Annotated in this window: 14 protein-coding genes; 11 read left to right on the top strand and 3 right to left on the bottom strand. The window is 40.3% G+C overall.

Going from position 1 to position 13,983, the window contains the following annotated elements; translation table 11 throughout:
• Positions 1-143: 143 nt before the first annotated feature.
• The 6 genes from AW165_RS17060 to AW165_RS17035 all read left to right on the top strand — a co-directional run bounded on the left by AW165_RS17060 (position 144) and on the right by AW165_RS17035 (position 5,858).
• Positions 144-1,112, top strand: coding sequence for a sulfonate ABC transporter substrate-binding protein (locus tag AW165_RS17060; protein ID WP_005804832.1), 969 nt, complete (start codon positions 144-146; stop codon positions 1,110-1,112).
• 72 nt (positions 1,113-1,184) lie between these two features.
• Entirely contained in the window at positions 1,185-2,168 is a 984-nt protein-coding gene (locus AW165_RS17055) for a sulfonate ABC transporter substrate-binding protein (protein ID WP_060466527.1), read from the top strand.
• 26 nt (positions 2,169-2,194) lie between these two features.
• Positions 2,195-3,370 carry an FMNH2-dependent alkanesulfonate monooxygenase gene (ssuD, locus tag AW165_RS17050; RefSeq protein ID WP_005071784.1) on the top strand — a complete coding sequence of 392 codons (1,176 nt, stop codon included), beginning with the start codon at positions 2,195-2,197 and terminating at the stop codon, positions 3,368-3,370.
• A complete protein-coding gene (gene ssuC, locus AW165_RS17045) occupies positions 3,367-4,164 on the top strand; it encodes an aliphatic sulfonate ABC transporter permease SsuC (RefSeq protein WP_002120785.1) in 798 nt (265 codons plus the stop codon). The genes ssuD and ssuC overlap by 4 nt, the downstream gene beginning before the upstream one ends.
• Positions 4,165-4,177: 13 nt before the next feature.
• Positions 4,178-4,978, top strand: coding sequence for an ABC transporter ATP-binding protein (locus tag AW165_RS17040; protein ID WP_014208026.1), 801 nt, complete (start codon positions 4,178-4,180; stop codon positions 4,976-4,978).
• A 259-nt stretch (positions 4,979-5,237) separates the two neighbouring features.
• Positions 5,238-5,858, top strand: coding sequence for a TetR/AcrR family transcriptional regulator (locus AW165_RS17035; protein WP_005071782.1), 621 nt, complete (start codon positions 5,238-5,240; stop codon positions 5,856-5,858).
• Positions 5,859-5,894: 36 nt separating this feature from the next.
• Here the strand turns inward: AW165_RS17035 and AW165_RS17030 are convergent, their stop codons facing one another.
• Complete coding sequence (locus AW165_RS17030; protein ID WP_005804836.1) at positions 5,895-6,461, bottom strand: 5'-nucleosidase; 567 nt, start codon at positions 6,459-6,461, stop codon at positions 5,895-5,897.
• Between the two features lie 80 nt (positions 6,462-6,541).
• Positions 6,542-7,675 (bottom strand): TDT family transporter, encoded by a 1,134-nt coding sequence (locus AW165_RS17025; protein ID WP_060466526.1) that lies wholly within the window; start codon positions 7,673-7,675, stop codon positions 6,542-6,544.
• A 207-nt stretch (positions 7,676-7,882) separates the two neighbouring features.
• Between AW165_RS17025 and ribF the strand changes: the two genes are divergently transcribed.
• The 5 genes from ribF to AW165_RS17000 all read left to right on the top strand — a co-directional run bounded on the left by ribF (position 7,883) and on the right by AW165_RS17000 (position 13,469).
• Entirely contained in the window at positions 7,883-8,884 is a 1,002-nt protein-coding gene (gene ribF / locus AW165_RS17020) for a bifunctional riboflavin kinase/FAD synthetase (RefSeq protein ID WP_060466525.1), read from the top strand.
• A 61-nt stretch (positions 8,885-8,945) separates the two neighbouring features.
• Positions 8,946-11,783, top strand: coding sequence for an isoleucine--tRNA ligase (ileS, locus tag AW165_RS17015; RefSeq protein ID WP_060466524.1), 2,838 nt, complete (start codon positions 8,946-8,948; stop codon positions 11,781-11,783).
• The gene (gene lspA, locus AW165_RS17010) at positions 11,776-12,306 is read left to right on the top strand and encodes a signal peptidase II (RefSeq protein ID WP_060466523.1); all 531 of its coding nucleotides are present in this window, start codon (positions 11,776-11,778) and stop codon (positions 12,304-12,306) included. The genes ileS and lspA overlap by 8 nt, the downstream gene beginning before the upstream one ends.
• A 1-nt stretch (position 12,307) precedes the next feature.
• Positions 12,308-12,790: an FKBP-type peptidyl-prolyl cis-trans isomerase gene (locus AW165_RS17005; protein WP_014208021.1), complete on the top strand. Its 483-nt coding sequence runs from the start codon at positions 12,308-12,310 to the stop codon at positions 12,788-12,790.
• A gap of 136 nt (positions 12,791-12,926) precedes the next feature.
• Positions 12,927-13,469 carry an NADPH-dependent FMN reductase gene (locus tag AW165_RS17000; protein ID WP_060466522.1) on the top strand — a complete coding sequence of 181 codons (543 nt, stop codon included), beginning with the start codon at positions 12,927-12,929 and terminating at the stop codon, positions 13,467-13,469.
• 43 nt (positions 13,470-13,512) lie between these two features.
• On the opposite strand, the gene AW165_RS16995 is transcribed toward AW165_RS17000, so the two are convergent.
• Complete coding sequence (locus AW165_RS16995) at positions 13,513-13,824, bottom strand: ankyrin repeat domain-containing protein (protein ID WP_060466521.1); 312 nt, start codon at positions 13,822-13,824, stop codon at positions 13,513-13,515.
• Positions 13,825-13,983: the final 159 nt, after the last annotated feature.

Below are 13,983 nucleotides of genomic sequence, written 5' to 3'. Positions count from 1 at the left end.
ATAAGTTTATAGCCTATTGTGTTTAGCTTTTTTTTGCATAAATAAAGACCGAATACTTATTTTTTCTGAAATAAAAATCCATTTAGGGTATCTGCTCATCCAATTATTTTTTTCTTTTTCTCTTTCGGGGAGCACGAAATCTCATGGCACTTTTCAACACCACTTCATGGGCAAAATATTCAGTCATCGCGGCCAGCCTTGCAGGAGTGATGATGTTAAGTGGTTGTGCCAAAAAAGAGGAACAAGCCACCACAACCTTAAATATCGGCTATCAAAAATATGGGATTCTTCCTATTTTAAAGGCTCGTGGTGACTTAGAAAAAGCATTAAAAGAACAAGGCGTACAAGTGAAATGGGTTGAGTTCCCTGCTGGCCCTCAATTGCTTGAAGGCTTAAACGTAGGAAGTGTTTCACTCGGTGAAGCAGGTGAAGCGCCACCGATCTTTGCTCAGGCTGCCAATCCAAATTTAGTCTATGTCGCAAACCAACCTGCTGCACCAAAAGCTGAAGCACTATTGGTACAAAAAGACTCTCCAATCCAATCTATTAAAGATTTAAAAGGCAAACGTGTTGCTCTTAATAAAGGCTCGAATGTTCATTACCTATTGTTAAAAGTTTTAGAAGCCAACAACTTAAGCTTAAGTGATATTCAACCAGTTTATTTGCCGCCATCAGACGCACGTGCTGCCTTTGAAAAAGGTGCTGTCGATGCATGGGTGATTTGGGACCCTTTCTTTGCAGCAGCTGAACATCAAATTCAGGCGCGAGTTTTAGCAACAGGCGAAAACTTGGTGAGTAATCATCAGTTCTATTTAGCTGACCGTAAATTTGCAGAAAATAATCCGAAAGTACTCAATACTGTTGTACAGACACTTAACCAGACCACTGAGTGGGTAAGTTCACATCAGGATGAAGCGGCCAAATTACTCGAAAAACCTACCGCACTTGAGTTTGATGTACTCAAAACTTCCATTTCACGTATGGGTTTTGGAGTTCAGCCAATCTCTGACAAGGTGGCACAAGAACAACAACAAGTGGCTGATGCTTTTTATGCACAAAAGCTCATTCCAAACAAACTCACCATTCAAGATGCCATTTTAAAACTGAAATAAACCTAGCTTGGGCACGGCTTAAATAATCATATAAATGCTGTGCCTGACCTCAAGGGGAACAAGGATATCAATATGCAACATCAATCATTATTTAATAAGAATCAGTGGACACAATTAATTAAGCGCCTCAGTGCAGTCACTGTATTAGGTTTAACAATTGCCGCACCCGCTTGGGCAATTGACCCAACCGTGAAAGAACTTCGTATTGGTTTTCAAAAAAGCTCGATTAACTTTGCAATTGCCAAACAGCAAAAGCTATTTGAGCAAGAATTCCCAAATGCAAAAATTACTTGGAATGAGTTCCCTGCCGGTCCACAAATTTTAGAAGCTTTAGCTGTCGGTTCGCTTGATGTAGGCGTTACTGGAGACACTCCTCCTGTCTATGCTCAAGCGGCTGGAAAGCCTTTATATTACATTGCTTATGAAGCTGCTAAGCCATTGGCATCGGCAATTTTAGTTCCAAAAAACTCGCAACTAAAACAGCTTAAAGACCTTAAAGGCAAACGCATTGCGCTGCAAAAAGGTTCAAGCTCACATTACTTACTTGTACAAGCCGTACGTAAAGCAGGCCTAAACTGGAGCGATATTACCCCCATCTGGCTTACCCCTGCCGATGCTCGCGCAGCATTTCAAAAAGGTGCCGTTGATGCATGGGCAATTTGGGATCCTTACTTCGCTTCAGCACAACTAGAAGACCAAGCTCGTGTTCTTGCATCGGGTAAAGGCTTAAGCACGAACTATACATTTTATTTAGCAGCTCCAAATTTTGTTAAACAACATCCGAAAGCTGTTTCAGGGCTCATCAAACAAATCAATCAAGCCGATAAATGGGTTCAAAGCCATCAAGCAGAAACGGCAGGTGCGATTGGTCAAAGTACAGGTCTTAAACCTGCAACCAGTGATTTATTTATTAAACGCCGTCCGCGCCCCTCATCGGCAGCTCCACTCAGCAGCAAAGTGATTGCTGAGCAGCAGCAACTCGCAGACATTTTTACTCAACAAGGCATCATTCCAAAGCCAATCAGCATTAAACAAGCTGTTTGGGGTGCCAAGTAATTTTAATAGACATATAGGTAATGCACATGAAAATTTTCTGGTTTATTCCTACCCACGGTGATAGTCGCTATTTAGGTACAAGTAAAGGCGCTCGTCAGGTTGACCATGCCTATATGAAGCAAATTGCTGTGGCAGTAGATAATTTAGGTTACGAAGGTGTACTTATTCCAACAGGTCGTTCATGTGAAGATCCTTGGATTACGGCGGCTAGCCTAATTGATGCAACTCAACACCTTAAATTTTTAGTTGCATTACGACCAGGGGTAACCACACCAGCTTTGGCAGCACGTATGGCTGCAACGTTTGACCGTTTGTCGAATGGTCGTGTATTACTCAACTTAGTGACTGGTGGTGATGAGGCTGAATTACGCGGTGATGGCTTATATGAAGATCACTCAACGCGTTATCAAACTGCCAATGAATACGTAAAAATCTGGCGTGAGATTTTGACACGCTCACATACGGGTGAAGCTTTTACATTCCACGGTGAACGTTTACAAGTGGATGATGCAAAACTACTTTACCCACCTGTTCAAAAGCCTTACCCACCACTTTGGTTCGGTGGCTCTTCAGACGTCGCTGTCGATTTGGCTGCTGAGCAAGTCGATACTTACCTTACATGGGGTGAACCACCAGAGGCAGTTAAACAAAAGATCGAACATGTTCGTGCTAAAGCTGAGGCTAAAGGTCGTAAATTAACTTATGGTATTCGCTTGCATGTGATTGTTCGTGAAACCAACGAACAAGCTTGGGCAGCAGCGAACGAGCTTATCCAATATCTTGATGATGCGACTATTGCTGCCGCACAGAAAAAATTTGCACAAATGGACTCTGTAGGTCAACAACGTATGGCAGCTCTCCATGGTGGTAATCGAGACAAACTAGAAGTATCTCCAAACCTTTGGGCGGGTATTGGTTTAGTCCGTGGTGGCGCAGGTACAGCACTTGTAGGCGACCCTGAAACAGTTGCTGCTCGTATTCAGGAATATGCTGATTTAGGTATTGATACCTTCATTTTCTCAGGCTATCCACACCTTGAAGAATCAATTCGTTTTGCAGAGTTAGTATTCCCGTTATTACCAATTGAAACTCGCGCTAAACTTGCTCAGCCAAATTTAACCGGTCCATTCGGTGAAATTATTGCCAACAATTATGTTCCAGACGAGAAGAAGCAAAATAGTTCCGTCAAGGAGCCTGCATGAGCAAAGCTGAAAGTGTTGTTTCACGTGGAACAAAACAAATCGGGCAGCGTTTGCTGCCTTGGATTTTCCCTATTCTTCTATTGGTTGTTTGGCAAATTGCCTCAAGTTCGGGTCTTTTAGAAAGCCGTATTTTACCTGCACCTACTGCTGTTGTTTCCGCTTTTTGGCATCTACTGGTGAGTGGAGAACTTTGGCAGCACGTTAAAGTGAGTGCAGGGCGTGCTTTACTGGGGTTGTTGATTGGTGGCGGTTTAGGTTTGTTATTAGGTCTACTCAACGGGTCTTCGCGTTTCGCCTCTACCCTGCTCGATACGACCTTACAAATGATTCGTAACATCCCAGCCTTAGCACTTATCCCACTCGTCATCTTGTGGTTCGGGATTGATGAAACAGCAAAATTATTTTTAGTCGCCGTAGGTGTTTTCTTCCCCATTTATATTAATACCTATCACGGTATTCGATCAGTTGACCCTCAATTGATTGAGATGGGCAAAAGCTATGGGCTTTCTCGCTGGCAGCTTTACAAAGAAATTATTCTACCGGGTGCGATGCCTTCTATTTTAGTGGGTTTACGCTTTGCTTTAGGTTTGGTTTGGGTATTGCTCATTGTTGCTGAAACCATTTCAGCTCAAGCAGGTATTGGTTATATGACCATGAATGCACGTGAGTTTTTACAAACGGATGTAGTTCTGGTCGGTATTCTTCTGTACGCCTTACTAGGCAAACTGGCAGATGTTTTAGCACAGCTTTTGGAACGCTATTTACTACGTTGGCACTCTGGATATCAGAAATAAGGGAGCTTAGAACATGACAAATCTGAATTTAAATATTAATCAGAATGAAGTGCAGCTCATTCCGGAAGAACCAACAGAATCTCAAGAACCTGTATTAGGTGCAGAGATTCTGATTGAGCAACTTTATAAATTCTATGGCGAGGTAAAGGTCCTCGAAGATCTTGACCTACACATCCAGCCGGGTGAGTTTTTAGCAATTGTTGGCCGAAGTGGTTGTGGCAAAAGTACGTTACTCCGTTTAATTGCTCAACTTGAAAAAGCCAGCTTTGGGGAAATCAAATTTAAATCTGCGCGACATTTACGTGAAGGCATTACGAACGATGATATTCGAGTAATGTTCCAAGATCCTCGTTTACTTCCTTGGAGAAATATTCTTCAAAATGTTCAACTTGGGCTACCAAAATCGCAACATGCTTTAGCAGAAGAATTACTAGAAAAAGTCGGTTTAAAAGAAAAATCTGGGCAATGGCCTTCCCAACTCTCAGGTGGTCAACGTCAGCGTACTGCCCTAGCACGTGCACTGTCGCATACGCCGCGCATATTGTTGCTAGACGAGCCTTTGGGTGCATTAGACGCGTTAACTCGTCTTGAGATGCAAAGCTTGATTGAGCGCTTGTGGAAGGAGCAAGGCTTTACTGCAATTTTGGTCACACACGATGTGAGTGAAGCAGTGCAATTAGCTGACCGTATTATCTTATTAGATAAGGGCCAGATTGCTCAAAGTTTCCAAGTTAATTTGCCGCGCCCGCGTAAAAAAAGCATTACTTTTGCTCAACTTGAGCAACAAGTACTCGATGCGGTTTTGGCAACTTAAGGTTGTGATGAGTAATGAGAGTATCTCAGCCGAAAAATGCCCAATTTACGAGCAATAAAACTGCTGTTTTATTGCTCTTTTTTAGGGCGAAAGTTAAAAAATATTTTTAAGAATAACAATAAACTAGGGAATCTCTCTATTTTTTGCACAATAGTATATCTATTACACAAATAACTAGCTGTTTTTTGATTAAAAAAGCAAGACACCTGTGCACAAATCAAACAATTTCCCTTACAATGGGAATATTATTTTTTTAATTATGCAGCAGATGGAACAAAAAAAGAGTACCCAAAAGCGCAATCAGCTTCTTGCTGCGGCCCTTGACGTATTTTCAGTCTATGGGTTCAGTGGAGCAAGTCTGGATGAAATTGCCCAACTCGCCGACATGCATAAGTCGAATATTTTCTATTACTATGAAAATAAAGAGTCTTTATATGTAGAAGTGCTCACAACCGTTTTACAAAAATGGTTGGCCCCCTTACAAACTTTAGAAGCTGAATTAGAACCAGCCGAAGCCTTATCTCACTATTTAATTCAAAAAATCGAACTGTCTCGTAGCCAACCGAAAGCATCTAGATTATTTGCACTAGAAATTATTCAAGGCGCTCCACATATTTTGCCTATACTGAAAGGGCCTTTGAAAAAGCTATTTAAGCGCAAAGCTAAAGTCATTCAGACTTGGCAAGAAGAAGGAAAGATTTCCCCAGATATCGACCCTGAGTTATTAATACTCAATATTTGGGGCCTTACGCAAAACTATGCAGATTTTGCGACTCAAATGGAAATGGTGACTGGTAAAACGCTTCGTAACCGCAGTATGTTCCAGCGTTCGATTGAGCATACGGTACATATGATGCTCTACGGCGTCTTGCCTCGTTAAAACAAAAAAAGATCGGCAAATTTGCCGATCTTTTTTTTAGAAATGGTTTTGATAAAGGGCTAGGAGTTTCTGGGCTCCTAACAATAAATTTTCTTCCCAATCCAGATGTGCAGTGTCATCTGCCCCATCAGTAATATACTTCACAGAAATTAATCGTACACCTAACTTATGGCACACTTTAGCTAAAGCATAGCCTTCCATATCAACCACATCACAAGCTACTTTTGGCTGACCTGTTTCAAATGAATCACCAGTTCCACATACTGCTTTTGGCAAATCAATAAAATGTGGTTGAAGATGAATCTCTGCCGCCAAATGATCATCTAACGGCGTTACACCTACTTCAAAACCTAGGGGTGAAACATCCATATCCCGTTGTACAAAAGTTTTTACTTCGACTAAATCATGGCGATTAAAAGACGAACTTCCTGCCGAACCTAAATTAATTAGAGTTTTGCATCCTGTTTTTTGAATAACTTCAAATGCTTTAAAGGCAGCATTAATCTTACCAATACCACTGTAATGGACTTCAACACCTGCCTGTTCAAACAAACCTTTAGATTCATTAGGAAGTGCCATAATTAAAGCAATATCAGTGTTCATTCAAAAGGCTCAAATCAAAATTAAATAAGTTAGAAAATAAGTATAAATCAGGTGCAAAAGCTTTTTGCACCTTTTCATCATTACTGCACTTTTTGTTGTAAAGCGATTAAACATGGTGAGAAGAACAGTTGACCGCTATATGCGCCTGCAAGTGTTTTCTTCATTACCACGCCCCACATTGCCAATAATAAAAGACTCAATGCCACAGCAACGTATTGTAAGAATACAATTTCAACCTGATGTCCTAAATTAAATAGTGCGAGAATAAATACACCTAATGGAAAGGTTAAGCCCCACCAGCCCAAGTTAAATGGAATACCTGTCTTTGCGTGACGGAACGTTGTTAAAATCGCAAGACCAAGCCACCATAACCCAAAGCCTAAAAGTACAAGACTGCCTACAACTCCTAAGGCTTGAAAGATATTCCCAAATTGGTCAAATCCTACGTTTGGCGCCACTCTTTGTGCCTGCTGCCCTAATAACAATAAACCTAATGCACCTGTTCCAATTGGACCTAAAGACAACCAGCTAGAAATTGCGACTTCTTTTTCCGGTAACTGATGTAAAGCCATGCGTAACATTAAAATTGTCAAAATAGCGAATGCAGGTAAGACAGAAATCCCCCAAAGTACGTAACCCGCCATTAATAAATGAAAGCTATGCAAATCTGCTGGTAAATGAGCTACTAACATGCCCGCAGAACTTGCTGCTACTTCACATGCAACCACAGGTAAAAGCCAGATTGCAGTCATCGTATGTAGCTGATGGTTCTGACGGCTAAACATGCAAAACGGCACAATCCACGCAATTGCTAGAGCTAAAAAGACATCGACGTACCATAAAGCTTGAGCAATATGTATCGCAACTTCACCGTAAAGCCCGACACCGAAGCTTAAAAAACCATTTAATATTGTAGCGAGCCCCATCGGGATAGCCCCTAAAAACAAGCTCATATTTGGATGATTAAATATTTGCTTCGCTTCATGAGGGAAAAGAAACCACCGCAATAAATAAAGAACTGAAAAAACGCTGAATAAGACAATATTAAATTGCCATAACCAAGTTGCTAACGTGAATAAAAAAGATTGAGCAAATGGCAGCTGGATTAAAATCATACTCACCACGCCAGTACCCATAGTCGCTGTAAACCAATTTGGGGTAAAATGTCGTATAACATCTTTGCTTTGATTTAATTGGTAAAAGGGTTTTTTCATCTTAGTTCTCTAATCAAAGAGTGGATAAAGACATAGTAGAGCAAACCACTAATAAGAAAAATTGATTTATTTTTATTTAATTCATCAATATTTTAAATATAAAGATATTCATATTGAAAAATAACTGAGTAAAAACACAACAACAAGACGAATCTGTGAGATTATGGCAATATATAGCCCTTGCAAAAATAGCCATATTTTAAGTTCATGAAACTGCTTCGTCTCAATGCGTTATCGCCCAATTTTCAGTTACCTCAAACAGCGGTGACTATTGGTAATTTTGATGGTGTCCATTTAGGCCACCAAGCGATGATTGCTCAACTCAAAAAAATTGCTGCAGCACAAGGCTTAAAAACTTTGGTCATGATTTTTGAGCCACAACCTCTTGAATTCTTTAAAGGTTATGATGCACCTCCTCGTATTAATTCATTACGGGAAAAAGTTGAATACCTAGCTGAGCTTGGCGTTGACTATATTGCAGTTGCTAAATTTGATGAACATTTCCGTAGCATGAGCGCATCTGCCTTCGCAGATTTATTAAAAAATAAATTAAATGCCCAGTCATTAGTTTTGGGGGATGACTTTCATTTCGGTAAAGACCGCCAAGGCAACAGTGAATTTTTAAAAGATTATGGCTTCCAAGTCACAAATTTACACACCATTGAACTTGAAGGTGAACGCGTCAGTTCAACCCGTATTCGCCAAGTACTTCAAGTGGGTAATCTCGCTTTAGCAGCTAAATTATTAGGCCGTCCGTACAGTATTACTGGACGTGTCCAATATGGCGATCAAATTGGACGAACTCTTGATTTTCCAACCATTAATGTTCGACTCAATCGCCACAAACCTTGTTTAAACGGTATTTATGGCGTTGAAGTCATTTGCGAAACGACTTCTCTCACTGAAAAAGTGCGCCAAGAAACACCAGAGAAACTGGGAATTGCCGGATATCATGAAAATAGTCTCTATGGCGCAGGTCATGTCGGTACACGTCCCGCCATTCAGCAAGAACATCCAGAATGGAGATTAGAAGTACATTTCCCTGATGTTTCTGCTAATCTGTATGGCTTATTTATGCGGGTGACTTTTCTTCACTATCTTCATGGTGAATTGAACTACCCTTCGCTTGAAGCACTTAAGGCTGGAATTGATAATGACGTGCAACAGTTACGACAATACCGTAACGACACGACACAATTTCCTTTTTAATTCGAATTTTGATTGTAAAACATGTCAGCTCCCAAGCTGATTAAACTGGAAGAAAACTTGCATGAGCGATAAGCAAACTCCTGAGAATGCAGTGGACTACAAAGCCACGCTAAACCTGCCGGATACTCAATTTGCAATGAAAGCAAATTTGGCAGTACGTGAAGTGAAATGGTTAGAAGAGTGGTATACCGACAACATTTATCAGCAGATTCGTGCATCGCGTATTGGCAAGAAAAAATATATTTTGCATGATGGCCCTCCATATGCGAACGGTACAATTCACTTAGGTCACGCAGTCAATAAAGTACTTAAAGACGTTATTGTAAAAAGCCGTACGCTTTCAGGTTTTGATGCACCATATGTTCCAGGTTGGGACTGTCATGGCTTGCCAATCGAACTAAAAGTCGAAGAGAAAGTAGGTAAAGTGGGCGAAAAAGTTGACGCAGCAACTTTCCGTAAACTTTGCCGTGAATACGCGCTAAAACAAATTGATTTACAGCGTACTGACTTTAAACGTCTTGGTATTTTAGGTGACTGGGATAATCCTTATCTCACCATGAATTACAAACAAGAAGCCGATATCGTTCGTGCTCTAGGTCTCATCCAGAAAAATGGCCATATCCAGCCAGGTTTAAAGCCAGTGAACTGGTGTATGGACTGTGGTTCAGCTCTTGCTGAAGCAGAGGTTGAATACGAAGATAAAAAATCTGACGCAATTGATGTTGGTTTTGGCGTTGTCGATCTAAAAGATTTAAGTGCTCGCTTAAACGTAGAAGTTCAAGATCCAACAGATATCGTGATCTGGACCACTACACCTTGGACATTACCAGCTAACCAAGCCGTTGCGTTGCATGCCGAAATTGAATATCAATTGGTCCAAGTGACAACTGAGCGCGGTAAGCAAAACTTCATTCTTGCTAAAGACCTAGTTGCTTCAGCGATTGAGCGTTACAAGCTTGAAAACCCATTTGTTTTAGCTGATTTTACTGGTTCGGCTCTTGAAAACCTGACCCTGCAACATCCTCTACTTACTGATCGTCAAGTTCCGGTTATTTTAGGTGAGCACGTTATTGCAACAAGCGGTACAGGTGCCGTACATACAGCACCTGGCCATGGTGCAGACGACTATAAAGTAGGTCTTCAATACAACCTTAAAGTAGATAACCCAGTGGGTGGTAACGGTGTTTATCTTCCAACTGCTCCAATCTATGCTGGTGAGCACATCTATAAAGCCAATCCAAAGATTATCGAAGCTTTGGGCGCTGTAGGCCGTTTATGGGCTCATCAACCAATTAAACACAGCTACCCACACTGCTGGCGCCATAAGACTCCAATTATTTTCCGTGCTACACCACAGTGGTTCATTAGCATGGATCAAAAAGGATTACGTGAAGGTGCGCTTAATGCCATTGAAAATGATATCGAGTTTGTACCGAACTGGGGTAAGAACCGTATTGAATCAATGATCGAAGGTCGTCCGGACTGGTGTATTTCACGTCAACGTACTTGGGGTGTTCCAATTCCATTCTTTGTTCATAAAGATACGAACGAATTACACCCTCGTACACCTGAACTCATCGAAGAAGTTGCTCAACTGATCGAAGAAGAAGGTATCGAAGCATGGTTCAAACGTGAAGCAAAAGATTTCATTGGTGACGATGCTGAACAATATAACGCTGTTCGCGATACACTCGATGTATGGTTCGACTCTGGTACAACGCATTACGCTGTACTTGAGCAACGTGATGAATTAGAAAGCCCTGCTGACTTATATTTAGAGGGTTCAGACCAACACCGTGGCTGGTTCCAATCTTCTTTATTAACGTCTATGGCAATTCACAATCGTGCGCCATATAAAGCCTTGTTAACTCATGGTTTTACCGTTGATGAAAATGGCCGTAAATTGTCGAAATCTTTAGGCAACTATATTCCGCTTGAAGAAATCATCAAACAGCTTGGTGCCGATGGTTTACGCCTATATGTAGCTTCTAGTGACTACCGTTATGAAATCGCAGCATCAAAAGAAATCTTTAGCCGTGTAAGTGATAGCTACCGTCGTATTCGTAATACTCTACGCTTCTTGCTTGCGAATCTAAATGGTTTCAAACCAAGTACTGATGCTCTGGACGTAGATGACCTTATCGCTCTAGATCAATACATCTTACAGCGTGCGAATGAAGTACAACAAACCATTATCACTGCCTATGAAGAAATGAACTTCCATGTGGTGTGTAGTGCGTTAACAAGCTTCTGTATTAATGACTTAGGTGGTTTCTACCTAGATATTATCAAAGACCGTCAATACACCACTAAAGCGGATTCTCAGGCACGTCGTTCTGCTCAAACAGCGCTTTATCATATTGTCCAAGCATTTATCCGTTGGATGAGCCCAATCTTAAGCTTTACGGCTCAAGAAGCTTGGCCATTGATTCCAGAACAAACTGAAAAGTATGTATTTACTTCAGAATGGTATGACTTACCTGTTTCATCAAAAGCAAACTTGCTTTCTGAAGAAGATTGGCAAACATTGATTAGCGTAAAATCTGCAGTAAATAAACAGATTGAAGCAGCGCGTAACGCTAAACTTGTCGGCAGTAATCTTTCAGCCAAAGTTGAACTTTGGGCAAGTGAATCATTACAAACAGTTTTAAACCAACTGGCTGATGAACTCCGTTTTGTTCTTATTACTTCGCAAGTAGTAGTACATCCATTTGCTGAGCAAGGTGAAGCAACTGAAATGGAAGGCTTACGTGTACAAATATCTGCAGCTGAAGGTGAAAAATGTGCACGTTGCTGGCACGTTCTTCCAGATGTAAATACACATGCCGATCATCCTGGTTTATGTGGTCGTTGTATTGTGAACGTCACTGGTCGTGGCGAAGTGAGAAAATATGCCTAATTCACAAGCTAAAAAAGGCTTATTCCAGTTTTATCCACATAATCTGATTTGGCTTGGACTTTCAGTCCTTGCCATTGTATTGGATCAATGGACAAAATGGATTGCGAGTACACATCTAAACTATGCAGATCCTGTACCTGTACTTCCATTTTTAAACTGGACACTATTACATAACTATGGTGCAGCTTTTAGCTTTTTATCTGATGCAGGAGGATGGCAGCGCTATTTCTTCACATCTTTGGCGGGCTTAGTTTCAGTACTTTTTGTATTTTGGTTAATGCGTATGCCTAAAAAAATGGTGGTGCTACCTGTAGCCATCGCTTTAATTTTAGGTGGAGCTTTAGGCAATTTAATTGACCGTATTACCCTAGGTTATGTGGTCGATTTCATTCATGTTTATTACCAAGATCATCACTTTCCAGCTTTTAATATTGCGGACAGTGCCATCACTCTAGGTACGATTTTGCTACTCATTGATACATTCTTCCTTGAGAAGCAACGTAACCAAAATTCGGATGCATAATATGACCGAAATTATTCAACCTAACGAAGAAATTCGTATCCAAGAAGGCTCTAAAGTCGACCTACACTTTTCTGTAGCTATCGAAAATGGTGTAGAAATTGACAATACACGTAGCCGTGAAGAGCCAGTTAGTCTGACTATTGGTGACGGAAACCTTTTACCAGGTTTCGAAAAAGCATTATTCGGTTTACGTGCAGGTGACCGCCGTACAGTACACCTTCCACCAGAAGAGGCTTTTGGTCCGTGGAATCCAGAAAATGTTCAAACTTTCGATACAGTTAAGTTTGAACAACGCCCTATTCCTGGTCACATGATCGAATTTGAAGATAAGGCAAAAACCACCTTATTCGGTGTAGTAAAATCAGTTAATGATGACATTACAGAAATTGATTTTAATCACCCATTAGCTGGGAAAAATATTACCTTTGAAGTAGAAATATTTAAGGTTACTCCTGAAGGCCAACAAGGCATTAAGCTAATGTAAATAAAAAGCCCTCTAAATGAGGGCTTTTTTATGATTCGATTTTTATTAGTGACATAAGAATCCTTACAAATTCTATATTCTCTCCTGCCTATATAATGAATTAAGTTATAAAGATAAAAATTCTTAGGAAAAATACATGCTGGTCTATATTATCGTAGGAAGTGTTCGTGAAGGACGTACAGCAATTAAAGTTGCCGACTGGCTAGAATCCACAATTCCATCATTTAATCTAGAAGATTTTCAGACAGAAGTAATTGATTTAAAAGAATGGAATTTACCGTTATTTTCAGGTTCTCACCCACCTGCTACCGGGATTTATGATCAACCTAAACAACAAGAATGGGCAGACAAAATTGCTCAAGCAGATGCATTTATCTTTATCAGCCCAGAATACAACCATGGTTACAGTCCAGCTTTAAAAAATGCACTTGATTATGTCGGTAAGGAATGGGGTGGTAAACCTGCTGCATTTATTGGCTATGGTTCAACAAATGGCTCTCGTTCTATTAGCCAAATACGTCAAGTCACCTCAAGTTTAAGTATTATTGACCCGAATGCTGTAATAGAGATAAGAGATATATTTAAACGTAATAAAGATGAAAAATTCGAAGCTAATGAGTTTGAAGTAAAAGGTCTTCAATCCATTATTGAGAAATTACAGAAATATCATTTGTCTTAATTGAACAAAAGGCCTCTTTTCTAAACAAAAGAGGCCTTTAATTTTATAAACTCTTTAAATACTCCACTACATCAGTATTACCTGCCATTTCTGCAAGCTCTAATGCTGTGTATTCACTTTTGTAAGCGACATGCGCACCTGTTTCAATTAAGAGTTGAACTATCTCTAAATGGTCATTTTCAGCAGCTGCTTGTAGAGCACTATATCCCTCATCATCTGTCTGATTAGGATCTTCTCCCTCTATTAGTAATTCTTTTATTTGACCGATATCACCTAGAGATGCCCAATAAATCAATGCAGGCAAAGATAGCTCTTCATCATCTTCAGGTATTGGAGAGAAAGAATTGATTTTCATGGACGTACCCAAAAATAATAGAGTTCATCATTATATTCATAGAACACAGCCAGAATACAAATCTAATTTTGGATCTATCTTTTATAAAAATTAAATTCCGCACAATAAAGAAACACCCCCATTCATTGGAATGGGGGTGTTTGTAATAATGAGCTGGCG

Origin of the sequence: Acinetobacter sp. LMB-5 (genome assembly GCF_001541635.1) — a bacterium.
GTDB classification, from domain to species: Bacteria; Pseudomonadota; Gammaproteobacteria; order Pseudomonadales; family Moraxellaceae; genus Acinetobacter; species Acinetobacter pittii.
This window is presented reverse-complemented; position numbering and strand designations above follow the sequence as displayed.

Excerpts from the sequence above, each read along its gene's own strand:
- AW165_RS17060 (WP_005804832.1), top strand. The coding sequence starts at position 144 with ATGGCACTTTTCAACACCACTTCATGGGCAAAATATTCAGTCATCGCG.
- AW165_RS17055 (WP_060466527.1), top strand. The coding sequence starts at position 1,185 with ATGCAACATCAATCATTATTTAATAAGAATCAGTGGACACAATTAATT.
- ssuD (WP_005071784.1), top strand. The coding sequence starts at position 2,195 with ATGAAAATTTTCTGGTTTATTCCTACCCACGGTGATAGTCGCTATTTA.
- ssuC (WP_002120785.1), top strand. The coding sequence starts at position 3,367 with ATGAGCAAAGCTGAAAGTGTTGTTTCACGTGGAACAAAACAAATCGGG.
- AW165_RS17040 (WP_014208026.1), top strand. The coding sequence starts at position 4,178 with ATGACAAATCTGAATTTAAATATTAATCAGAATGAAGTGCAGCTCATT.
- AW165_RS17035 (WP_005071782.1), top strand. The coding sequence starts at position 5,238 with ATGCAGCAGATGGAACAAAAAAAGAGTACCCAAAAGCGCAATCAGCTT.
- AW165_RS17030 (WP_005804836.1), bottom strand. The coding sequence starts at position 6,461 with ATGAACACTGATATTGCTTTAATTATGGCACTTCCTAATGAATCTAAA.
- AW165_RS17025 (WP_060466526.1), bottom strand. The coding sequence starts at position 7,675 with ATGAAAAAACCCTTTTACCAATTAAATCAAAGCAAAGATGTTATACGA.
- ribF (WP_060466525.1), top strand. The coding sequence starts at position 7,883 with ATGAAACTGCTTCGTCTCAATGCGTTATCGCCCAATTTTCAGTTACCT.
- ileS (WP_060466524.1), top strand. The coding sequence starts at position 8,946 with ATGAGCGATAAGCAAACTCCTGAGAATGCAGTGGACTACAAAGCCACG.
- lspA (WP_060466523.1), top strand. The coding sequence starts at position 11,776 with ATGCCTAATTCACAAGCTAAAAAAGGCTTATTCCAGTTTTATCCACAT.
- AW165_RS17005 (WP_014208021.1), top strand. The coding sequence starts at position 12,308 with ATGACCGAAATTATTCAACCTAACGAAGAAATTCGTATCCAAGAAGGC.
- AW165_RS17000 (WP_060466522.1), top strand. The coding sequence starts at position 12,927 with ATGCTGGTCTATATTATCGTAGGAAGTGTTCGTGAAGGACGTACAGCA.
- AW165_RS16995 (WP_060466521.1), bottom strand. The coding sequence starts at position 13,824 with ATGAAAATCAATTCTTTCTCTCCAATACCTGAAGATGATGAAGAGCTA.